Below are 22479 nucleotides of genomic sequence, written 5' to 3'. Positions count from 1 at the left end.
TTTTGCGATCAGCTACGTGCCAGAGGCAAGAAAACCAAGGTCGCCTTCGTCGCCGGCATGCGTAAGTTGCTCACTCAGCTCAACGCCATGATGCGTGACGCCAAACACTGGAACCCCTCCAAACCATGATCTTTTGCGCTTCAAACCTTGACATTCAATACAGTTGCTTTCTTTGCGTCGACCAGAGTTGGCGCTTTAGCGCTTACTCTGGTCCCGAGCAAAGAAAGTGACTGCCGCCCCGCACAGGGGCAGAGCAAATAGACCGACATGAAAACGGGATCCGGCGACAATACGAGCGAATGCCAAAGCAAAACCCGCTCGGACTACGGATAGAGATATATGGCCGTATAAAACGGATCGAGTCGAGAAATTTCGGCTTACCATGACGACACAAGACACGAGACGCTGACTTCGGCGGCGTGCCGATCGAGCGAAAAGCAAGGAGCGCCCATCATGCGGACACGAAGTGCAGCGCTCGGACGGCGCGATTTCCTTCGCAGGTCCGCATTGCTGCTACTGGCTTTCGGGCACGCGAGTTCGGGACGGACAAACGAAATTCCAGCGACGCCCGCCTGCACCGACGGACACGAACCGACGCGGCGGCAGACGGCGGGGCCGTTCTTCCTGCCGCACTCGCCGCAGCGCGCATCGCTGCTCGAACCGGACATCGATGGAACGAAGATCGTCCTGAGCGGACGTGTGTGGACGTCGGCGTGCCGGGCGGTGCCGGGCGCGCTGCTCGATTTCTGGCAAGCCGATGATGCCGGCGAATACGACGTCGACGGGTTCCGCTTGCGCGGTCATCAGTTCGCCGACAGCGAGGGACGCTATCGCCTCGAGACCATCGTGCCGGGGCCTTATCCGGGACGCACGCGGCACTTTCATGTCACGGTGCAGTCGCCCAACGGAGCGATGCTCGTCACCCAGTTGTACTTTCCTGGCGAACAGCGCAATGCGCACGACTCGCTGTTCGATCGCCGGCTTCTTATGACCGTCGACGACAACGGCGCTCGAAAGGCGGCCCGCTTTGATTTCGTGCTCGCGTCCTCGTAACGCGTCGCGGCGTCGAAGGCGTCAGGTCCTGTGCTCGTCGCACCATTTGACCGCCCATTGCCGGGCTGCCTCGACAGCATCGGCGTCGCTTCGATAATCGCCGATGTCGCCCGACCATTTCACTTCGCGGGCATTGTCATCATCCGAAGATCGGCGGAAGATTTTCGCGCGTGCATAGTAGTGGCCGCCCTCCTCGAGACACGCTGCGTCGATGCGAAACTTCTCGTACTCGAATTCCATGATCGTCTCCAGCTTCATATGCGAGTCTTAGCCCATGCGGAGCACGAACGATCATGAGAATGCGCGCACGATCGGTCCTGGCCATGCTGGCGACGGTGCTCGTCATCGTAGCCGTGCTCTTCATTCCGCTGCCGCGCGGCGCGTTGCCCGATACGCGGATCGTCAGCGTCGCCGTGATTCAACGTGCGCCCCCGGTCGTGTTCGAATTTGTCACGACGCCGGCGCATTGGCCGCAGTGGCATCCTTCGTCCTTGTCCGTTCAAGGGAACACAGGCCATCCGCTCGATGTGGGCGAGCAGGTCGTCGAGGAATTCCTCGTCGCGGGCCGACGCGGACGCGTCGTGTGGACCGTCAGCGTCAGAACCTTTCCCGCGAGATGGTCGATCGACGGCGTGATCGACGGCCGCCCCGCCGGCACCGTCACCTATACGCTCACGCCAGACGCGAACGGCACACGCTTCGTCCGCGAGTTCAGCTATCGCGCATCATCGTTGTGGTTCGCTCTCGTAAACTGGATCGCGCTGAAAGGGGCGATACAGTCCGAATCCGACGAAGCGGTGAGGCGGTTGAAGCGCCTGCTCGAGAGCGGGGCAGCGCCTTAGCGCTCCTGCGAGTACGCGTCGGTTCGCTGAAACGGCGCGGCGGGCAGTGGGCGGTCGTCGACGAAAGCGATCCCGGACCGGATCGCGAACTGCACTGCGGCAGCCCGGCTGGCGAAAATGCCGAGGTTGCCCAGCGAGTTGACCTCGCCCTCTTTCTTCCGAACAATCACGCGCGCGACGAACGCATTCCCCATCCGCACCGCGGACGGATGCACAGCGGCTCCATGATGGTAAAAAAGCATGAGGGCATCGGATGCGTTTCGAACACTTAAGACTCTAGTCGGGCGCAGGTGAGTCGCAAGGCCTTTTACCTTTTGCACTTAACTGCCTGTTGAAGCACTTTTGTCGAAGGGGCTGGTCGACCGTCACGAGACGGCTTTGCCAGTAACCGTGGCAAGTAATTGATCGCTCCGATAACGAGGTACCGGCCGTCATGAAGAGAACGATAAAGCCGCGTGCAGTGCTTCTATGGGCGCTCGGTGTCCTGTCGATAGCCGGCCTTGCGTTTGCGGCTCAGACGCTGACTCGCATCGCGCCCATCGGCACCGGTTATGCCGCGAAAATTCTCTGCACGGGCGTGTTCGTATCGGGCCGTTCGGCCGGGGAGGTCATCCGTGAAGACATTCGGGCCGGCGTGCATCCGCTCTTGCATCTGATAAGCCCGACGATCGATGTGAAGGCGCGTCGCGCACGGGCAACCTTCCTAGGCATGGCGGCGCGCGAAGCGTGGTTCAGACCGGGGCTCGGCTGTACATTGCAGATCGGCGATCACGATGGCCCAGTCGCGCTGCCCGACCTACGCCCGCTCGATAAACCGAACCCGCCAGCCCCGCTTGCGAAGACTACGGATGAGCCGAACCGGAACACGCTGCAAGCCGCAATCGACAGCGCGTTCGACGAACCCGACGCCTCCCGACCCAGACGCACGCGCGCCGTGGTGGTCCTATACGACGGCAAAGTCATCGCGGAACGTTATGCCCCGGGTTTCTCTGCGCAAACACCGCTCATTGGATGGTCGATGAGCAAAACGGTCGTTGCCGCGCTCGTCGGCGTCCTGGTGGGTCAAGGAAAGCTATCGTTGGATGCAACGCGGCTTCTGCCGGAGTGGAGCGCTAATGACGATCCACGCTCACGCATTTCGCTCGATGAACTGCTGCGCATGACGAGCGGGCTGCAGTTCAACGAAGACTATGATGACCCGCTCTCGGACGTGGCCGTCATGCTGTTCGCCAAAGCGGATCAAAGCGCGTTCGCCGCGGGCAAACCGCTCGTGTCGACCCCCGGCGCCCGCTGGAACTACTCGAGCGGCACGACCGAGATTCTCGCGCGCGTGATGCGCCGGGCGCTCGGCGGCACGGAACAGGACTATCTGGCGTTTCCGAGCCGCGCGCTATTCGAGCCGCTGGGCATGCGAACGGCCGTGTTCGAACCCGATGCGTCGGGCGTTCTGGTCGGCGCCTCCTTCGTCTGCGCGAGCGCGATCGATTGGGCGCGCTTCGGGCAACTTCTGTTGCAAGACGGGATATGGGAGGGCAAGCGCGTGCTGCCTGCCGGCTGGGTGCGTTATATGCGAACGGTCACGACACAGTCGCCGCGTCGCGATTACGGTGCTCAGGTATGGGTCAAGGTGCCGGAGCCTTTCAATAGCCGCGCGTCGCCACCGCCGGCATTGCCTCCCGATGCGTTTCATCTCGTCGGCCACGAAGGTCAGTTCGTGAGCGTGGTGCCCGGCCGCAAACTCGTCGTCGTCCGATTGGGTCTCTCGCGTCCCGAAGAAGCCTGGGATCACGAGACATTCCTCGCGCGCCTGATCGAAGCAATTGCACTCGACGCGAGCATCCATCCGCTTCCCGCGCAGACGCAATAGCAATCATTTCGACGCGCGCCGTGCTCGTCTTCTGGAACGAGCACGATCATGCGGCTCCAAAGCCCGCATTCGATATTCGCGCAAGGCGTTATACGCCGCATTCACCCTATACTCACGGGCTTGAGGAAGATCTGCTGTGCTTAGAGTAACGAGGCAATGCATTGAAGTTCTAAACGCAAGCGACCCAATCAGCGGGAACGAACTCGTTGAAGGCCAAACGCACCGGATCGAGCAGCGCGCTTACACCGCGACAAAAGGAAATACTTGAACTCGTAACACAAGGCATTAGCAATAAATCGATTGCCGCTCAACTTGGGATTAGCGTCGACACTGTGCGTCGCCACGGTGCCCGGATCAAGCAAAAGAAAGCGGCCGCAACGACATCGTCGATCGTTTGTCAGCATCTTTGGCCCAGACTCGATCATGCGCTCATACTAGCCTTGCCTGACAGCCTGTTGACGCCCGCCGAAACGCGCGTGGTGTCATTGCTTTGCCGTGGACTCTCCAGCAAAGAGATCGCACGTGCTTTAGAGATCAGCTCGCGCACCGTTGACAAACATCGCGAGCACGTTCTGCATAAACTCGGCATGCACTCGACGCGTCAACTCACATCGTGGATCGCCGCTCAATGCGCTAAGAACGGCATACCGATGGCGTTTGAAAAAGACTAAGGCGATGCTTTCACCTCGGGCCAATCGGCCTTTGATCCGGCCGATCGAAACTGAATAAGCGCACGATCATCGCATCGATCATGCGGAAGAAGCCATCCGCGCCATAGCCCGCGAGGAACGCGATCCCCGACGCCGACAGCGTCAGCACGCCCTCGCCCGAGCTCACGTGCCCTGCGACCGAACCCGGCGTAAAGAACAGCCCGACCGCCAGCCCCGCGATCGCCCCGAGTATGAGCCGGATGATCGCAAGCGTCTCGTCGCGCGGCGCAAGAATGCTGATGGTGATGCGGTTGCTGATATCACGCAGAAACGACGCGATCGTCCCGATCAAGCCGAACAGCAACGGCAACACGAAACTCGCATACGCGGATAAGACAAGCGTGATCGATTCGATGTTCTCCTGTGTCCCGGCGTATTGGCCGGCCTTGTTTTTCATGAGCGTCGGAGAGACGGGAAAAGGAACGGTCAGCCAGGAAGAAAGCCCTTGCTCCGCGAAATTCGCATCATCGCTGATGGCTTTTTCGAAGCGGGCCTGATAGTACGACCACTGGTTGCACAGAATCCTTATCTGATTGCTTTGTTCTTCGATCTTCTCGTTACATCGTATCGGCACGCTTGCATGACTCTGCTCGTCCGCCGGCAACGCCGCGTTTTCCTTGTCCGCCTGCGCGTAGATCTGATTGGTTACATCGGTGACGCTCTTTTGATCGTCCTCGAAGCGCGACGTGAGCTCCACGCCATACACGACGAGCCATAAGAGGATCGCGGAGAGAAAGGTGATCGCCGCACCGACGCGCGAGACGTTGCGATGAAAACATCGGAAGCGCTTTGCGCTGCGGATGAGCCCCGGATAAGCCGCCTTCGCCACGTCGGCGCGCGTCGACTCCCTCAGGCTCCAGGCTTCTTCGGCCCGCTTCTCGCGCCGGGTGCGGGACGCCGCCTCTTCGATGAACATATAGGTGTACGCGATCATGATGCCGTTGGCCGGACTGGCGATCGAGTTCAGCTTATCCTTCACGCAGAGCAGCAGCGCGGCGTCGTCCGCGCGTTCTTCGATGGAGCGCGTATCGGCCGGCGGATAACGCAGCGCGCAGATGCGTCGGATGATCTCGATCGACGACAGGATCGCGGCCGGCTGATCCGGCTGGCCTCTCTCGTTTTGCCGTGCCGGATAGTTGATGCCGCCGATATCCCAGATGTGCATCTCGTGGCGGCCTGAAATGAAATCGAGCAGCAGCAGGACTTCGTTGAGATCGCGCCGAAGAAACAGTTGTTCGCCAGGAGGCCGCGATGATGCGGTCGCCGGATCGTCGAGTTGCGTAGCGTTTGCGAGGGTATCGGGCAGAGCGTTCATGAGGCTTCGTGCATCGCTTGACAGGCGTGCTTACGTCGAATTCCGTTCAGGCGAGCAGGACGTCGCAGCATGTCTTGTAGCGTGCGTCGCGGCCCGGCTTCCCGTCCATCGCGGGATTGATCGCGCGCGTGCAGGCATCGAAGTCGCGTCGGTCGGCCGCTTGATTGCAGCCGCGCGACTTCCAGTACCAGCCGGCGCTGCGCGCCGCGAGCCGGTCGTCCGTCGCAAGCTGATCCGGATCGCTCAAGAGATCGACGCCGAGCGCGCGCCCGGCGTCGCGATAATTGTCTTTGAACGTGACCTGCTTGAGCCCGCGGCCGCGATAGCGCCAGCCGTCCCCGCTTGCGGCGTCGCCGTTGCCGAACCGGCCGCCATAAGCGAGATTCGCGATCTGCTGTTGCCTTGCGAGAGGCACCGCCTTCTCGCCGGGATGACGTCCGAGTTGCGCGCGCATGCTTGCGGGAACGCGCGAGAAGATCTTCAGCGCTTCCGGCGCATAGTTGAAGCTTTCGCTCAGCAGCCTGAATCCGCCGCTTTCATGCCCCATCTGTGCGATCCACGCGGCAAGGCGTGTGGGCGTGTCGATTTCGAATTCATCTGCGGCCGCCGTGAGTGGCGAGAGCCAGCGTTCGGCGAGCGCGGGTGAGAGGTTCGCTGCGCGCTGGAATGTTTCCATGTCCATACGACCTCCGAAGGAAAAGCCTCTCTCTTAAACATGATAGGGCGTCTCGCTAAGATCGATCGTCCATTTTTATTCCAGATAACTAACGTTTTTGCGCGATGAACATCGCAAGCACGGCTGCGGCAAACCTGCATGAGCTTGTTATCGGCGATTCATATATTTTCTGCTTAGTCAATACGCAAAGAGTGGCATACCTATAGTGTCTGAAAAATCCTAAGTTAAATACGCCACCGCGCACTTCGTTCAGCGAGTGGCGGCGCCCGATAACTTCTATAACGCGCCTGGATCCGCACAACCATAAAAAAGATCTGGAACGGTCAGGCACACCGGGTGCGAGCGATCAAAGCCGATTGCACGAACGTCCGGAATGACTTTCAATTGCCCACTCTGTTTTCGCAGTGGCCTTTATTGAATCGTGATCGAGCGCGTGGATTCACGTATGACGCCGCCGGATAATCTCGCGTGCGTCCATACGGTGATGTCGGATAGCTTTGATCCTCAATTGGATGTTTTGGAGTACAAACCAGAACGTGCGTCCGGATGTGGCGGCGTTCGGAGGGATGAGTCATGCCAATAACCGGAAGCGTCTCCGACAACATCAAGCGCAGTCGGACTGTCATCCACGTTCGCAACGCCGCGGGGGCAGCGGGCGGGTTTTTCGTCGAAAATCCCGCAGAAGCGAGACCGATGCTCTTCGTCGTTCGCGAGCGTCCTTTCACTTTTTCGGTCGCCGGATCGGGGCGACGCGGTTTTCAGGCGCGGCTCGAGATACGCGGTCGCGAACGGCCCGGCGCGCCCACGCAGGCGATGATCGTGCAGAGCGCGGACAACTTCGATCCGAACGGCGTCGATAGTCAGGGCTCGGTGCTGCTCGACCACTGGCACGACAGCAATCGCGCGCTATCTGCCGTCCCGCGCGATGTCGTGAAACTCGACGGCTCCGACATCGATCCCGACGACCGTCAGGTCATCACGCTCAAGATCATTCCGCTCATCAGGGTCGACGCGGCCGGCTTGCGCTGGACCGATCTCGGCCCCTTCTGCTCGCGTCAGGACTATGAGGAACTCGCGGCGTTGATGGCCGCCTATGCGCCCGGAAAGCTCTTTCAGAACGTCCCGAAGGACGGCATCGCGAAGTTGATCAAGGATCTGCGCGAGCTGAAAAGCACCGATGGCCTCTTCGACGTCGATACGCAATTCATCTCGGAAGGCATCGCGGGGCGCATTCCGGAACGTCAACTCGTCGACACCGACTCGCTGTTTGACGTGCCAGCCGATTTTTCGAAGCCCATGCCGACAAAGCCCGCGGCTGCACCCGCTCCCGCGCCGGTTCCGGCGCCCGCCCCGCCCGCGGAGTTGCAGGCGGTGCTGACGGAAACGAAGGGAAGCAAGGGCTACCTCGCGCACGGGGGACCGCTTACGGCGCGACCAGCCGTGCCCCTCGTGGCAGCGGAAGCCGGCGGGGAAATCGCGGTCGACATCACGTTGATCATCGTGGACTCGCCGGAAGCGCTCGAACTCGCGCGCAACAAGATCAAGCCGGCATAGCGGAGGAGGGGCTCAAAGTGATCAGCTATACGCTCCAGGCGCGCGACGGCAAGTCGCGGGCCGACGCCGCGCCCGATGGCGCGACGCTCGCCGAATTGCGCAAGGTCTTCGTCCGCACTGGCGAAATGGACAGCGAGGACCAGTTTCGCAGCGGCGCCACGGCGCTCGCGCTCAAGGTCGTCGCCAGCGACGAGGAAGGCGCGACGAAGATCGCGGACAGCATGGTCGTGGCGATCGTGCCGATCCGGCGCAGCATCGCGTTCACCGACAAAGCCGGCGCGAAGCATCAGGTCTTCGTCCGGCCCGACGAGACGCTCGCCCAGTTCCGCAAGAACAACGCGAAGCTGATCGCCGACGCCGACGTGTTTCTCGTCGACGGCAAGGCGCTCGGCACCGCCGACGAGGACGACACGTACCTGCGTCGCTTCGACGAACTCTCGGTCAAGCGCGATGCGCCGCCCGCAGCCGCGCCGAAGGTCTACAAGCTGCTTTTGCTCAAGGAGGGCGGCAAGCCGAAGTCGATCGACTGGCCGGGCGGCGGCGAGGACAAGAAGCTCGAGGAGCTGCGCACCTTTCTCGGAGAAGAAGCGCCCGCCGATCTGCCGTTCCTCGACAGCTCGCAGAAGCCGATTCCGCTCGACATGGAGCCCTTCGAGACCGTGGGCGGCAAGCTCGGCAAGGCCGACGAAAAGCTCGGGTTCCTGCGTTTTCGCTTCGAGACCCCGCGCAAGCGCAACGCCGCTGCGACGCCGGGCGCGTCGCCCTCGGGCGGGCCGAGCACGGCCGCGGCGGCCGCCGCTGCGGCCGCGGCCGGCGCCACGCCGAGCCTGCGCGATACGCAAGACCTGCTCTCGCCATTCCTCGGCCGCCCGAGCATTCCCGCCGGTGCGCCGCAGGACGTGTTCGATCGCATGGACCTGGCCGATCAGGCCACGTTGCTCGCCGCGATGCGTCATCTGCATGGACTGCGCTTCGTGCTCGCCCCGGACGGCAGCTACGAGCTCGAGCGCGCGATGCGCCCGGCCTTCGACATCGAAGGGGCCGAAAAATTCGTCTCGGTGGTCCGCCCGGCGACGTCGACGCGCTTCTCGGCATCGGCGACGCAGATTCGCACGCTCGACGCCATCGCTTCGTCGCTTTCGTGGAACGTCGGCGGCTCGGTCGGTGTGGAAGGCAAGGCGGCGAGCCTCTCGGTCAAGTCGGATTACAAGGAAGAGACGACCCGGTCGAACGAAACGGCCAGCAGCGAGCTGCATCTGCGGGTCGAGTATCTCGTCGCACGCGGGGAGGTGGTCATCGACCCGCGCAGCGTCACGCTCTCCAGGCCTTTCTTCGAGGATGCCAGCGCGCTCGCTGCCGACGCGAGAAGCAAACCGGGCGAGGACTGCGTCGACGCGCTCGCGCGCATCCTCGACAGCTACGGCACCCATGTGCCGCTGCGCACGATCTTCGGCGGCAAGCTGATCTATCGGCAGGACCGCGAGATCAAGGCCGGCACCGACAAGACAAAGACGGTGCACGATTTCAGCAGCGACGTGCAGGGCAGCTACAAGACCGTGACGGTGAGCGCACGCGGCGGATTCAAGACCGACGAGTCCGCGACGAAGATCTACGAATCCGCCAATCAGGCGATCGAAGTGACGGCTTCCGGCGGCAATCCCGCGCTCGCGCTCGATCCATATGGCTGGGCCGCGACGTTGAGCCACGCCGGCTGGTGGAACACGATCGCTTTCGCCGACGTCGTGCCGATCTTGTCCCTGCTGCCGAAGGACCTCAAGGAAGCCATCATTCCGGTCCTGCTCAAGTCGAACGAGCTGGCGTCCGCATTGTCGACGCCGATCGACTGGGCGACCTACCGCGCCCAGATGCTGAAGGAGTTCATGCGCACCCAGCGGGGCGGAGAAGAGATCAGCCTCGACGCCAGTCCGGCGCCATCGGCTCAGCCGGTCGCGTCGCCGCCGATAGCGCCGCAACCGGTTGCGAATCAGCCCGTCGCACCACAGCCCGTCGCACCGCAGCCCGTCGCACCGCAGCCGGCTCCCGTGCAGGCGGGGCAGCCGCAAACCCAGACACAGCCGGTCAGGCCAGGAGGCGAGGAGGTGGACATCTGAAATGAATCTTGGGCCGCTCCCGATCGTCGGCGCGCGGCAAGACTGCAGAGGACAGGACCATGAACATCGAGAAGATCAGTCTGAAAAACGGCGGAGGGTTCGTCGCCAAGCTACACGTGATCGCCGCGCCGGCTACCGGCGGTGAGGGCAAGACCTATCCCGACAACAACGACATCCCGCTCGGTCAGGAGCGCACGGTCGACCTGGCCACGCTCAACGTGCCGGACGGCTCGAAGGTCAAGCTCAAGGCCATCGTGGTCTGGGGCAACGACAACGAGGCGCAGCAGGCCTTCACGTATCAGAAGGGCTGCGGGAAGACGGCGCACTACAGCATCACCGGGACGACGCTGAGCAACGACCTCGGACTCGTCAACGTCAACTGAATCGACAGGGAGAGCATCATGGGACAGTTCGTTACGCAGGTTCGCGTGCGAGGCCAGGACATCGACTGGACTGCGCAATCCGGCGACCTGGAGACGCAGAATCTGTCGCTTACCGCCGGACCGCATCCGCCCCAGTTCGTGCAGCACGGGACCTACCAGATCACGGTTCCGGGTGAGAACGAAAGGGCCTGGATGTTCATGGGCATGGACGGGAATATCGCGAACTTCGCGCTTTACGGCGGTTGAACGGGCCGCCGTCCGCGCAGCGGCGTGCGCGATCAGGAACCGCTGGACGAACGCGCACGCACGTACTCGGCCGATCGCTTCGCGCGCGCGGCCTTCGCCGGACGCGGCCGGAAGATGTCCCATACCGCGATCAGAGAAAGCGATACGACAGCGATCAATGCGAGCGTGCCGATGAATTCGAGGAAAGCCATGTTCGTGGTCCGGTCAGAAATGCAGGGTGTCGAGGTATCTGCCGGACTTGAGTATGCGCAGCGCGGCGCGGAATCGATGCCGCGAGAAGGCGTCGAAACAGGCGTCTGTTCGACGTTTGAGCGCCGCGGCGGGAATCGGCTTACTGGTCGGCGAATTCCACGCGGTTGCGACCGCTGCGTTTGGCGCGATACAGCGCCGCATCGGCGAGGCCGTACGCGGTGTCGAAGCCGGTTCCGGCTTCGTTGTTGCTGACGCCGAAGCTCGCCGTGATGCAGCGATCGACCGGCGGCACGATCAGCGATTCGCCGATGGCTTCCCGCATGCGTTCGGCAAGCAGCGCGGCGCTGTCCGGGTCGTGACCCGGCAACAGCACCGTGAACTCTTCGCCGCCCACGCGGCCGATGAAGCCTCGCTCGCCCACGATGCGCCGCAGGCAATCGACGACGCCGAGAATGACCGCATCGCCCGTCGGATGACCGAAATCGTCGTTGATGCGCTTGAATTCGTCGATGTCGAGAACGATCATCGCCGCGCTCTTGCTGCGCAGCGTCTTGGTGGCGCGTTCGATGACGGCGCTGCGGTTCAGCACGCCCGTCAGCGCATCGTGCGACGCGCGATGCGCGAGCTGGTGCGCAAGCGCCTGCATTTCGCGTTCGGCACGGTCGCTGCGGCCGATCAGCCGCCGCGTTTCGCGCATCAGACGCTCGAAGTGATCGATGAGCTCCCCCAACGACTGACGATACTCCGCGCCATTCGCATCGCTGACCGCGTGCATCGCGCGGGCCTTGCGCAGCGCCGCGCGCTCGTTTTCGAACAGATCCGGCGCGGCGGCCGGGCTTGAGTCTCGGGAGAGTGTCGAAGCCACTTTATCGTCCCTGATGAGCGATCGGACGATCCGTGAACTCGATGGCGCCGAAGTCGGCCTTCAGTTCTTCGCCGAATTCGGCGATGGTCTCGTCTTCCTCGTCGTGATACCAGTTCATCAGCACGCGGCTGCCGGACTGCGCCGCCTCGTCCAGCGCATCGAACATGCTGAACAGCATCTTCGTGCTCGAGCTGTTGAAGTACGTCAAAGCGACGTCGATGGTGATGACGGCGCCCGCGCTCCCGGCGAGGTACTTGCGCATCTGCTCGATGACAGGCGCATAAAAAGCCGCCGCGTTCTCGGGGTATGACTCGCCCTTGATCAGCAACGCGTGCTCGTCGAAACGAAAATCGACCTCAGGCGATGTCGTCGTAGCGGCAATGTGAAGGTTATCCATGATTCGTGCGCCTTCTTAGATGATGGCCATGAGGCAAAACAGCGTGGTGCCGGGTTCGTCGGCACGCGGATGAAAAGCGAATTCGAGCGGCGCGCTGGCGTCGCGCGCCATCGTCAGAAAGCCGAGGCCTGCGCCCTTGCTGTCTTCGGGCGCGTCGGCGCGCAACGACACCTTGTACGCCTGCCGGATCTCTTTGAGCGACATGTTGCGCAGCGGCTCCAGCTTGTTGCGCAGACTCTCCACTTCCGAAGTGGACATGGGATTGACGCAGAGCATCACGTGATGCTCGCCGTCCTTGGAGATGCACACGGCGCCTTCGCGTATGGCGCCGGTTCCTTCGCCGCCAGGCTGCAACGCATTCGACGAGTAATGAACGATGTTCTGCGACAGCTCGACGAAGGACGAGAAGAGCTTGCGGCGCGTCGGGCCGCTCACGCCGGCGACTTCCAGTTGCAGCTTCACGACCTCGCCCATCGCCGCGACGATGTTATGCGAGAAGTAACCCTTGTGATAGAAGAGCACGTTGCGCCGCTGCGCCAGATCGAAAAAGGCGCTGTCTTGATCGAGTAGTTGAGACATGTGGAATTGACTAGATACGTGCACAAAAGAACGTGACGTCATCGCGGCGCGGTTGCACGCTTTGCCACTGCGCGAGTGACATCCGAAGGCGTTCGCAGATCGTCGAAGTGGGTTCGGCGCGATGCTCGCGAATCGCATCGAGGACGCGACGACGGCCGAAGGAAATGCTGCGCGGACCGCCGATCTGATCGGTCAGCCCGTCCGTGCAGATGAACATGAGGCTGCCGGGCGGTAGCGAAACCGTGTGCAGATTCCATGCGTAATCCGCGCGGCTGTCGACGTACCCGACGCCCATGCGATCCGCCGCGATCGTTTCGAACTGCTCCGCACCGGGCAGGAGGATATGCAGCGCAATCCTCGCCCCCGCGAAATGCAACTCGTTTTCCGAGGCATCGAACCAGAAGAACGCGGTGTCGAGGCCGTCGTTGGATTGCGGTCCTCCGGCGGCGTTGTTCACTTGTCCCAGCAAACCCTTGACGTTGCGATTCACCGCCGACAGCAGCGCGGCGGGATCGCGCGGACCGATCTGTTCGATTGCCTTCGACAGCGACGCCGAAGCAAGCAAGGTCATGAAGGCGCCGGGCACGCCGTGACCGGTGCAATCGGCCAATGCACCGAACCAGCCGTGCGGAAAGGCCGCGAAATGATAGAAGTCGCCGCCGACCACATCGCGCGGTTCCCAGACCATCGCGGCGCCGCGAAGCTGCGTCGACAAGGTGTCGTCGGAAGCGCGCAGCATCGCGCGTTGAATCACGCTGGCGTACTCGATGCTCTGCATGATCTGGCGGTTCTTCTCCGCCTGCATTTCCGCCACTGCGCCGACGAGTTCGAGACCGCTGCCCACGCCTTTGAAGCGTCCGTCGCGCGTCACGATAAAACCGTCGACGAGCGCTTTCTCGCCTGCCTCGACCGTTTTGAATGCGAGCGATTCGATGCTCACGTCGGCATCGACGATCAACGGCTCCTTGTCCATGAACGCGATACAGCTCTTCTTGTCGTAAAGCTCGCGATGAAAGGGCTTGCTCATCTCCGACATGAAGATATCGCGATTGATCAGGCCGATAGGGCGAAGGCCTTCGATGACCGCCAGGCTGCCCATGTCGCGACGCGCCGAAAAGAGTTCCATGACCAATGAGTTGGAATCCTCCGCGTCCACGAAGGGCACCTCCTGGCACAGGTCTGCGGCGATGCGCAGATCTCTCTGCCCGGGAGAACGGCGAAACCGCGAGAAAGCTGGATGCATGACAACGCTGGCCGATGTATGAAGAAACATTGGAAGCTAAGGTTTCTGTATGTACCTTTTGTGACAAGACGCGCATCAATACGCTCTTGTGATGCGAATTTGATGAACGCATAGGATCGCAAACGTTTGCCCGCATTTTTGCCGCGTCGCGGCGAACCCATAGCCCGGCCGAACGACATGCCGTGAAACGAATTCCCGCTCAACATGCGTTTCGGTTTCGCCTATCCTTATTTTGGCTTTTGCGGCGGTCCTTTAACTAAAAACGAACGATCGAAATTTTGATCGGATCAAATGCCGGTGACAGAGAGCCAGCATCCAAAAACAGTCCCCCACCTTATTTACTTAGGATATCCAATCATGGACAGACGAGAGTTCATCAAGAAGACATCGGCGGCCGGCGCGGCTTTGGCGGCCACTCATGTCACCGCGCAAAGCGCCGAGAGCCCGAACGCCGGCAAGCCCAACATCCTGTTCATCCTTCTCGACGAAATGCGTTTCCCCCGCGTCTTTCCGGACGGCATCACCGACGTAGGCGGCTTTCTCAAGACGTATATGCCGAATACGTACGACCTCTGGCGCAAGGGCGTCAAGTTCTCGGGGCACTACACCGCCGCGTCCGCATGCAGTCCGGCGCGCGCCGCGCTCGTCACGGGTCTTTACACGCAGCAGAACTGGCTGCTCACGACGATTCTCGATTCACCCGATACGCAGCTCTCGATACAACCGGTGCTCAACCGCCAGTTTCCGACGTACGGAAAGATCCTGAAATCGCTCGGCTATTCCACGCCCTACATCGGAAAATGGCATCTGTCGATCGTGCATAAAGGCGAGCGCCCGTTGTCGCTCTATGGCTTCGAAGGCATGACGTATCCCGATCCGACCGGCAGCAACCTGCAAGGCACGATCGGCGATCCGGGAGAAGGCTATCTGAGCGACACGAACATCGCGGCGCAGGCCACCCGCTACCTGCAGCAGCGCAAGCCGGGCGATGTGCCCTGGTGTCTGACCGTCGGCTTCATCAATCCGCACGACAAGGAGTTCTTTCCCGCGGGCACGGAGTTCAAACGCTTCACTGCGCTGTTCAATTCGAGCCGCTACAACCCGAACGGCTATACGCAGTGGATCGATTACACCGCAGGGCCGCCGGCCTACAACTGGGAGTTCAATCCGCTGCGCAATCCGCCGCCGCTGGGCTATCCGTCGACGGCGCCGAATTGGGAATCCGGTTCGCAACTCTCAGCGAACAAACCGCCGATGCAAACCTTCAATCGCACGATTCAGGAAGCCGTGTGGGGCGGCGTCCAGGACAGCCGCGACGCGGGATACGAAATCTCGGCCTATCCGACCAACCCGGACTTTCCGCCGCCAGCCGAGACGAAAGGCATCGCGAAGGCGCCGTTTCATTACTGGAAGCGCGGCCTCGATTCCTATACGCAGATCATGTCGATCGTGGATGAGAGGATCGGCGAGGTCGTCAATGCGCTGCCGCCCGACGTCGCGAAGAAAACCATCGTCGTGCTGACCTCGGATCATGGCGACTATGCGGGCGCTCACGGGCTGATCTCGGGCAAGACCGGAACGTGTTACGAAGAAGCGTTCAACGTGCCGCTGATCGTCGTGGACCCGACCGGACAGTACAACGGCGATCTCGACACCGTGCGCGGCGGGCTGACGTCATCGGTCGATCTTGTTCCGATGTTCGCCACCATCGGCAACGGCGGTCAGCGAAGCTGGATGACGGGAGACTACGCGCAGCTCTACGGCAATCGCCACGACCTGATGCCGATGTTGAAGAGCTCGACCGCGCCGGGCCGTCCGTATGTCGTGTTCTCGTCGGATGAGACCGTGCCCGAGGCGCTGAACTTCAATCAGTCGGCATCGCACATCATCGGCGTCAGAACCGAACAGGGGAAGCTCGGCACGTATTCGCACTGGGCGCCGCAGACCACGACGATCACCGGCAAGAGCGACCTCGAGTACTACGATTACGCGACCGAGCGCGGCCAGCTCGAACTGGAGAACCGCTATCGCACGCCGGCGGCGCGCGCGCTGCATCGGCAATTGATACAGGACATCCTGCCGAACGAGCTGCAGGCTCCGCTGCCGGGCAATCTGGTGGCCGCGCAGAACACCGCGCAGTCGCGGTATCTCGAGTATGTGCAGTTGATCAACAGCGGCGGCAATTTCGAACTGCCGTTCAAGATCGGGGATATCTGAGCACGCGTCCGGGCCGTTTCACCGGCCCGGCAACTTTCACCTTCCTTCCAGAACGCGAGAAAAGACGGCGGTTTGCAAGCCTGATCGCCGAATTGCCGTCGACACGCATCCCTTACGCTGATGACATCGATGCATGGCTTCGCGAAGCCGCATCCGGTCTGTCACGCGCCGCCCATGCGGCGCCCGGTCACTCATCAGCAAGGTTCTCGTGAAGCTCATTCTTTCGACCGCCGCGGCGGGCGCGGCGTTTTGCCTGTTTCTCTCCGCGTGCGGCGGATCGACTCCGTCCACGTCGGGCGGCGTGTATATGGGACCGGTTGCGAATGCATCGGTGACCGCGCATGAAATTGCCGCCGACGGCACCGTGTCCGACAAACCCTCCGCCGCCGCCGTCACCAACAGCGATGGCACCTTCGAACTGCACGGGACGCTGCGCTATCCGCTGCTCGTGCGCGCGACGGGCGGCAGCTTCGAGGAGGAATCGAACGGCACGGCCGCGAACCTCTCCGGCGAACTCGATGCGGTCTATCTGAGCGCGCCCTCGCAGATGGTCGTCTCCGCGTATTCGAATGCGATCGTCGCCGATGCGCGCGCCGCGGGCGGTCTCGTCGCGGGCAATGTGGCGGCGGCGATGTCGCGTGTGAACGCCTTCGCCGGCGATATCGACGTGCAGCAAACCACGCCGACGTTCGTCGCCGCGGGCACGGCATCGTCGGTCACGAGCGGCGCGAAGATGGCGCTCGCGCTCGGCGCGGAATCGGAGAGCCGCACGGCCGATGGCAGCACCCTCGACGCGAGCACGCAGGACATCGTCGCGCAGGCGGCCAATGGCGACACGCTGAGCTCCTGTCACGCGGGCGCGGGCGATGTTGCGGCGGACGGCACGCTCGGCGCGCCGGCCGGCGGCAACTGCTCGATCACGACGGGCGCCGCGACGTACATGGCGAATCCGCGCAACCGCTCGGGCATCACGTCGGCCGCGCAGATCGAGCCGGCGATGCCGGGCGCGATAGAGACCGCGAAGGGCAGCGCGGGCACGTGCGGCGACCGCATTGCGCTGCTGAACGACAATCTCGCGCTCTTCGACGGCCGCAGGAACGACGTGCAGGCGAAGCTCACCGGCAACATGACGAAGACCAACTGGGCGACCTTCCAGACGACGAGCAGCTGGGGCCCGCTCGCCGGCCAGTACGGCGCGATCCAGCCGCCCGCCGGATGCGCGGATATCGACACGTTTCAGCGCGAGCTCGTGATGGCGGTCGAAAACTACTGGGTCGATCAGAACATCAACTACTGCCATCACCACATTCCGGGCTGGCTGCCGATGGACGATTCGTCGTCTGCCGATCCGAAGTACCGCAATTCGTCGAAGGGCAGCACGTCGGGCGAGAAGAGCGACCCGGCCCAGAAGTACGGCATGACCTGCACCGCGCAGCGCAACGGCATCGATGGTTCGCAAGTCGTTCAGCATCAGGGTGAAGCGAGCGCGCAGGCCTTGCCGCCCGCGCAGATCCAGTGGCACGGCGTGGACTGCTCCGACTTCACCGCGTGGGTCTACAACTTCGCGGGACTGACGACGGACAATCGCGAAGTCGAAACCGGCATCACCACGCAGGCGTGCATGACGCCGGCCGGCGCGGCGAGCACGCACGCATGGGCGGGCCCAAAGCAGACGGGCGTGCTGCTCGACATCAACCACGGCAACTTCGATGACACGTCGAAGCATCTGTTGCCGGGCGATCTGCTCTATATCTCGGTGGCGCCGCCGAAGGTCGGCGGCGTGGCCGTTCCCGAGACGGCGACGTCGACCATCGCGTTGTCGCATGTCGTCACGTGGACCGGCAAGAAATGGTCCGAGCTGCGCAACGGGCCGGAAGGCTGGCGCTACGATCCGGCGCATATCGGCGAGCCGGGCTCGCGTCTGGGCGGCGATCTCGCCTACATCCTCGACGATAACGACGTGCTCCACGCGCTGACGACGCTCGATCCGTACATGATCATCGACAGCCATTACGCCGGGCCTGCTTATCGCCCGTTCTACGGCTGGTATCGCGGCAGCGTGTCGAACGTGCGACGCATCGTCGGCGCCGATGCCGCGCGTGCGAATCCGGCGCTCGCGGATCTGATCGTCGAACAACGCCCGTCGATGGCGCGTCAGGCCACGAAGAGCACGCTCGGCCAGATCGTGCTCGCGTCGAATCACGGTCTCGCGAACGGCTACACGCTGCAATACACGCAAGGCAGCAACGGCGCACTCGCGAGCTGCCAGCGAGTGGGTATCGCGAAGTAAATCAGACGGCGCGGCAAAGCCACGAACAGTCGCCTCTTTGGCGCTCTGCTCGGGCTTTTGACCGCGCCGCGCATCGCTACACTGTCCGGCGTATTCAGTCCAGTTCGACACAAAAACAAGGAACGGCGATGGCCGACGCTGTGAACCATTACTTCGTGGGCCTGACGCAGCAGGCCTCGGCGGGCGGCCTCGCGCGCCTGCGCGGTCACGGCGCGCTCACGATTCCGGCATCGCTCGTGTATCCCGTCGGCGCGCGTTTCAAGGATTTCGTGCAACCGCTCGTGACGCTTCTGAATGACGACAATCACGTGCGCGAGATCGTCTTGCGTCCGGTGCTCGGGCGCTATGGCGCGAGCCAGGAGCTATCGGTCGGACTCGAAGTGAAGGCCGCGGCCGGTTTCGATGCCGCCGCTCTCGCCGCACGCGTGTTCTCGCTCGCGTACGCCGCGGCTCAGACCGACGCCTTCGTGGGCCGCGTGCTGCCGCCCGGCGAATGGACCGATAACGCGCGCCCCGGTCTCACCGTGATGTTTCGCGAGCCGACGCGCATCGCGGATACGGTCGATCTGGTGCGCCGCATCGTCGAGTTTCCGGGCGAAGGCTGGGCCATCGACGGCTTCACGATGATTCCGTCGGCGCAGAGCCGCATCGGCATCGTGCAGGGGCTGCGCTACATCTTCCTTCCCGAAATCAGCATTCGCTGGGATCTCGACTTGCGCGAGCGCCTCGGCGCGAGCGAGGACGAAATCGACGTGATCCTGCTCGATCAGGCCACGCGCATCGGCCGTCTGTGCAAGGAGCTTCAGCAGGACCCGACGATCGAAGCCGCGTGGCTGAGCTGGTTCGACATCATGGTGGCCGGCATCGAGGACTATCGCGAGGTCATCGGCATATTGGCGGCGGAAGAGGGCGCGCGCGTCGCCGATCCGAAATCGATGACCCGCATGGCCTTCTCCGAAATTCTCCAGTTGACGAGTTCAGGCGTGCTGCAAAAGCGCCTCGACCATCTCGGCTTCGTCGCATCTTCACGGAGCGAAACAGCGTATGTCTGATCTGACCGCGGCCTTGTTTGCCCGCTACAACCGCGTCATGCGCATTGCGTTCGTCGGCGTGCTGATCGTCGCGTGCGCGCTCGTGTTTCTGCAATACAGGATGACGCTCGAAGCGCAAACGTCGAGTGTGAGTCAGCGCATGCAGGAGCAGGCCATCGCGCTCGATGCGCTCGTGCGCAGCAGCACCGATGCCGTCAATTCCATGCGCATTCAGAGTCAGACATGGCTGCGGCTGCATCCGCAAGGCGCGGCGCCTTCGCCGCTCTTCGACGCGCTGCGGACAGGCAACCAGCCCGGCAGCATCCAGCTCGACGCGTTGCCGCCGCCGTGGACCGCCGCGGACGCGGGCAATCTGACGGGCCTCGTCGGCCCGCGCACGCCGGCGCTCGATCGCGAGCTCGAGATGGCGTTGAGCCTGAACGGCACGTTCAAGACGATCATGGCGAACCTGCCGGGCGCGACGTGGGTGTATTACACGTCGGCGCGTCGCTTCATCGATATTTATCCGTGGATCGCATCGAAAGACTTCTTCTACGCGGATTCGCTCAAGCAGAAGGCATTCTTCACGGAAGTGCAGACCCAGCCCGATCCCGATCGCCCCGTCGTGTGGACGCCCGTTTATGTGGACGAGGCCGGCAAGGGCGTGATGGTCACGGCATCGGCGGGCGTGTTCGATGCAGGCCAGTTTCGCGGTTCGGTTTCGCTCGATCTGACGCTCGGCTGGCTCAACCAGTTCGTGCGGACCTGGCCGCCGGGACTGGGCCGCATGTTCATCGTCAACGATCGCGGCCAGTTGCTCGCCGATCCGAAGCTGGTGCGTGATGGCGCGCAACAGGTGTTGTCGGCTGACGATGCGTTTCCGCCGGAATTGCGAGGCGACGTGAAAGGCGTGCTGAACGATGCCGATGGCCGGCTGACGATCCGTGGCGACTATTACATCGAAGCGGTTGGCATCGACCATGCGCCGTTTCGTCTCGTGATGCTGCTGCCGCGCTGGAACCTTCAGCGCGTGGCGTTGGAGACGGGCGTGCCGAGCGTGCTCGTGCTCGTGCTGAGCCTGACGCTGATGCTGATGATCGCGAGCCGGATGACGTACAACGATGCGATCGTGCCTGCGCAAAAGCTCGTGCGCTATATCCAGGATGAAGACCGCGGCTCCGTCAAATCGATTCCCGATATTCCGCAGGCATGGCGTCCGTGGTTCCTCACGATTCAGAACGTGTTCAACGCGCATACGAAGCTCGTGTCGATCCAGCAGGAACTCGATGTCGCGCGGCGCATGCAGCAGTCGATCGTGCCGACGCGCTTTCCGTCGCGTCCCGACTTGCAGATGTTCGCGCGCATGGTGCCGGCGCGCGAAGTCGGCGGCGACTTCTACGATTATTTCTGGCTGTCGGATCAGAAGATCGGCATGGTGATCGCCGATGTCTCGGGCAAGGGCGTGCCGGCCGCCTTGTTCATGGCGGTGGCCCGCACGCTTTTGCGCGCGATCGCGCCGAGCGCCGCGAGTCCGGGCGCGTGCCTCGCGCTCGCCAACGATTTGCTCGCGCAGGACAATGAAGCGACCATGTTCGTCACGCTGTTCTACGGCATTCTCGATACGGCGACGGGCGAGCTCGACTATGCCAATGGCGGGCATAATCCGCCTTATCTGATCGGACCGGACGGCGCGGTGTCGCAATTGCCGGGCACGGGCGGCATGGCGCTGGGCGTGCTGGAAGGCACGCCGTTCGCCGAAGGGCGCGCGCGTCTCGAAGCGGGTTCCACGCTGCTGCTTTATACCGATGGCGTGACCGAGGCGTTCAATCCCGCCGATGAAGAGTACGGCGAACGGCGTCTCGCGCAACATCTCGCGCAAGTGAGGGGCGTGGAGGTCGAAGCGCTGCTCAAGGGTATTTTCGACAGCGTCGTTCAGTTCGCCGATGGCGCGCCGCAATCCGACGACATCACCTGCCTTGCGGTTCACTACGGGGCTTCCGGATTGACGACAGCATGAACGCGACCGACACGCTCGACATGCAACTGGACGCGCAGGCGCCGGATATCGGTGAGCTGGTGAATCGTTTGCAGGCGTTTTTCGATGAGCGCGGCTTGCCGGGGATGTTGTTTCAGAGCTTCGCGATGGCGTTCGATGAGGTGATATCGAACATTGCGGCTTATGGTTCGGCGCATGATCCGATTCGCGTGCAGGTAATGGTTACGGCGGGTGAAGTGCGGGCCGAAGTTATCGACGATGGTGTGGCGTTCGATCCACTTCAACTGCCGGACCCCGATGTGACGAGCAACGTCGATGATCGCGCGATCGGAGGTCTCGGCGTTTTTCTCGTGCGCAAGATGATGGATGAGGTGGCTTATGAGCGCCGCGGGCGGCTCAATTGTTTGATGTTTCGTAAGCGTGTTGAGGCTGAGCCTGATCTAACGAGGACTTAAATGAATATCATCGAAACGCGGGAAGGCGAGGTGCTGGTTGTGGCTGTGAGCGGGCGTATCGATAGCACGACTTCGAAGCAGCTCGAGGATGTTTTGCCGGAGCGCGTGCAGGTTACGCCGCGTGTGCTGCTCGATATGAGCGATGTGCAGTATGTGAGTTCTGCTGGGTTGAGGGTGCTGTTGAAGGCGGCGAAGATCGCGCGCGGTACCGGGCATGGGCTTGTCTTGACGGGGCTGCTGCCGCAGGTGCTCGAGGTGTTTCAGGTGATCGGGTTTGATTCGTTGTTTCGTATTGCGGGGGATCGGGGGGAGGGGATGGGGGTGTTGGGGGTGTGAGGTGTTTCGCGCGCCACCAACGCGTACTTGCGACTCAAATCAGCTGTATTAGCCTAGACCGCATCTGACAGGTAGTCGGAGAAGCAAAGGAAGAAAGCGGTTTAATGAGGGATCAGTTTCT

General features: G+C 62.4%; 23 protein-coding genes and 1 pseudogene. 15 read left to right on the top strand and 9 right to left on the bottom strand.

Annotated features, from left to right (window positions below; genetic code table 11):
- Together AWB74_RS49080 and AWB74_RS40025 are read left to right on the top strand one after the other, a co-directional pair.
- A pseudogene (locus AWB74_RS49080) lies at positions 1-129 on the top strand (IS110 family transposase); the annotation flags it as partial.
- Between the two features lie 324 nt (positions 130-453).
- Positions 454-1053, top strand: a complete 600-nt coding sequence (locus AWB74_RS40025) for a dioxygenase family protein (RefSeq protein WP_061152086.1) — start codon at positions 454-456, stop codon at positions 1051-1053.
- Between the two features lie 21 nt (positions 1054-1074).
- On the opposite strand, the gene AWB74_RS40020 is transcribed toward AWB74_RS40025, so the two are convergent.
- Positions 1075-1293, bottom strand: coding sequence for a hypothetical protein (locus tag AWB74_RS40020; RefSeq protein WP_061152087.1), 219 nt, complete (start codon positions 1291-1293; stop codon positions 1075-1077).
- A 53-nt stretch (positions 1294-1346) separates the two neighbouring features.
- Between AWB74_RS40020 and AWB74_RS40015 the strand changes: the two genes are divergently transcribed.
- Positions 1347-1895, top strand: a complete 549-nt coding sequence (locus tag AWB74_RS40015) for an SRPBCC family protein (protein ID WP_061152085.1) — start codon at positions 1347-1349, stop codon at positions 1893-1895.
- On the opposite strand, the gene AWB74_RS40010 is transcribed toward AWB74_RS40015, so the two are convergent.
- Positions 1892-2137: a hypothetical protein gene (locus AWB74_RS40010; protein WP_061152084.1), complete on the bottom strand. Its 246-nt coding sequence runs from the start codon at positions 2135-2137 to the stop codon at positions 1892-1894. The two genes, AWB74_RS40015 and AWB74_RS40010, sit on opposite strands and share 4 nt — an antisense overlap.
- Positions 2138-2328: 191 nt before the next feature.
- Between AWB74_RS40010 and AWB74_RS40005 the strand changes: the two genes are divergently transcribed.
- Together AWB74_RS40005 and AWB74_RS40000 are read left to right on the top strand one after the other, a co-directional pair.
- A complete protein-coding gene (locus tag AWB74_RS40005; RefSeq protein WP_061152083.1) occupies positions 2329-3762 on the top strand; it encodes a serine hydrolase domain-containing protein in 1434 nt (477 codons plus the stop codon).
- Positions 3763-3968: 206 nt separating this feature from the next.
- Complete coding sequence (locus tag AWB74_RS40000) at positions 3969-4433, top strand: LuxR C-terminal-related transcriptional regulator (protein ID WP_061152082.1); 465 nt, start codon at positions 3969-3971, stop codon at positions 4431-4433.
- Positions 4434-4443: 10 nt separating this feature from the next.
- Here the strand turns inward: AWB74_RS40000 and AWB74_RS39995 are convergent, their stop codons facing one another.
- Positions 4444-5787, bottom strand: coding sequence for a hypothetical protein (locus AWB74_RS39995; RefSeq protein WP_061152081.1), 1344 nt, complete (start codon positions 5785-5787; stop codon positions 4444-4446).
- A 46-nt stretch (positions 5788-5833) separates the two neighbouring features.
- Positions 5834-6469, bottom strand: coding sequence for a glycoside hydrolase family 19 protein (locus tag AWB74_RS39990; protein WP_061152080.1), 636 nt, complete (start codon positions 6467-6469; stop codon positions 5834-5836).
- A gap of 687 nt (positions 6470-7156) precedes the next feature.
- Here AWB74_RS39990 and AWB74_RS39985 point away from each other — a divergent pair.
- Genes AWB74_RS39985 through AWB74_RS39970 form a run of 4 tightly spaced genes read left to right on the top strand, consistent with a single transcriptional unit; the run spans position 7157 to position 10757 of the window.
- A complete protein-coding gene (locus AWB74_RS39985) occupies positions 7157-8017 on the top strand; it encodes a hypothetical protein (RefSeq protein ID WP_061152079.1) in 861 nt (286 codons plus the stop codon).
- A 17-nt stretch (positions 8018-8034) separates the two neighbouring features.
- Positions 8035-10128 carry an MAC/perforin domain-containing protein gene (locus tag AWB74_RS39980; protein ID WP_061152078.1) on the top strand — a complete coding sequence of 698 codons (2094 nt, stop codon included), beginning with the start codon at positions 8035-8037 and terminating at the stop codon, positions 10126-10128.
- A 59-nt stretch (positions 10129-10187) separates the two neighbouring features.
- Entirely contained in the window at positions 10188-10511 is a 324-nt protein-coding gene (locus AWB74_RS39975; protein ID WP_061152077.1) for a hypothetical protein, read from the top strand.
- A gap of 18 nt (positions 10512-10529) precedes the next feature.
- On the top strand, positions 10530-10757 hold the full coding sequence (locus AWB74_RS39970; RefSeq protein WP_061152076.1) for a hypothetical protein: 228 nt from the start codon (positions 10530-10532) through the stop codon (positions 10755-10757).
- Positions 10758-10789: 32 nt separating this feature from the next.
- Here AWB74_RS39970 and AWB74_RS46645 read toward each other — a convergent pair whose 3' ends face one another.
- The 5 genes from AWB74_RS46645 to AWB74_RS39950 all read right to left on the bottom strand — a co-directional run bounded on the left by AWB74_RS46645 (position 10790) and on the right by AWB74_RS39950 (position 13916).
- Positions 10790-10948, bottom strand: coding sequence for a hypothetical protein (locus AWB74_RS46645; protein WP_160110370.1), 159 nt, complete (start codon positions 10946-10948; stop codon positions 10790-10792).
- A 140-nt stretch (positions 10949-11088) separates the two neighbouring features.
- Positions 11089-11814: a GGDEF domain-containing protein gene (locus AWB74_RS39965; RefSeq protein ID WP_061152075.1), complete on the bottom strand. Its 726-nt coding sequence runs from the start codon at positions 11812-11814 to the stop codon at positions 11089-11091.
- Position 11815: 1 nt separating this feature from the next.
- The gene (locus AWB74_RS39960; RefSeq protein ID WP_061152074.1) at positions 11816-12211 is read right to left on the bottom strand and encodes a DUF1987 domain-containing protein; all 396 of its coding nucleotides are present in this window, start codon (positions 12209-12211) and stop codon (positions 11816-11818) included.
- Positions 12212-12226: 15 nt separating this feature from the next.
- Complete coding sequence (locus AWB74_RS39955; RefSeq protein WP_061152073.1) at positions 12227-12790, bottom strand: SiaB family protein kinase; 564 nt, start codon at positions 12788-12790, stop codon at positions 12227-12229.
- A 10-nt stretch (positions 12791-12800) separates the two neighbouring features.
- Positions 12801-13916, bottom strand: coding sequence for a SpoIIE family protein phosphatase (locus AWB74_RS39950; RefSeq protein ID WP_061152072.1), 1116 nt, complete (start codon positions 13914-13916; stop codon positions 12801-12803).
- Between the two features lie 474 nt (positions 13917-14390).
- Between AWB74_RS39950 and AWB74_RS39945 the strand changes: the two genes are divergently transcribed.
- The 6 genes from AWB74_RS39945 to AWB74_RS39920 all read left to right on the top strand — a co-directional run bounded on the left by AWB74_RS39945 (position 14391) and on the right by AWB74_RS39920 (position 22358).
- Positions 14391-16250 (top strand): sulfatase-like hydrolase/transferase, encoded by a 1860-nt coding sequence (locus AWB74_RS39945; protein ID WP_061152071.1) that lies wholly within the window; start codon positions 14391-14393, stop codon positions 16248-16250.
- Between the two features lie 133 nt (positions 16251-16383).
- Positions 16384-18540 carry a hypothetical protein gene (locus AWB74_RS39940; protein WP_407642534.1) on the top strand — a complete coding sequence of 719 codons (2157 nt, stop codon included), beginning with the start codon at positions 16384-16386 and terminating at the stop codon, positions 18538-18540.
- 128 nt (positions 18541-18668) lie between these two features.
- The gene (locus AWB74_RS39935; RefSeq protein ID WP_061152069.1) at positions 18669-19592 is read left to right on the top strand and encodes a hypothetical protein; all 924 of its coding nucleotides are present in this window, start codon (positions 18669-18671) and stop codon (positions 19590-19592) included.
- Positions 19585-21588 (top strand): SpoIIE family protein phosphatase, encoded by a 2004-nt coding sequence (locus AWB74_RS39930; protein WP_061152068.1) that lies wholly within the window; start codon positions 19585-19587, stop codon positions 21586-21588. Before AWB74_RS39935 ends, AWB74_RS39930 begins: the two co-directional genes overlap by 8 nt.
- Positions 21585-22022 (top strand): ATP-binding protein, encoded by a 438-nt coding sequence (locus AWB74_RS39925; protein WP_061152067.1) that lies wholly within the window; start codon positions 21585-21587, stop codon positions 22020-22022. The genes AWB74_RS39930 and AWB74_RS39925 overlap by 4 nt, the downstream gene beginning before the upstream one ends.
- Positions 22023-22358, top strand: coding sequence for an STAS domain-containing protein (locus tag AWB74_RS39920; protein WP_061152066.1), 336 nt, complete (start codon positions 22023-22025; stop codon positions 22356-22358).
- Positions 22359-22479: the final 121 nt, after the last annotated feature.

This window comes from Caballeronia arvi (assembly GCF_001544695.2).
Taxonomy (GTDB): domain Bacteria; phylum Pseudomonadota; class Gammaproteobacteria; order Burkholderiales; family Burkholderiaceae; genus Caballeronia; species Caballeronia arvi.
The sequence above is the reverse complement of the archived record's forward strand: the minus strand, read 5'-3'. Positions and strand labels throughout refer to the sequence as shown.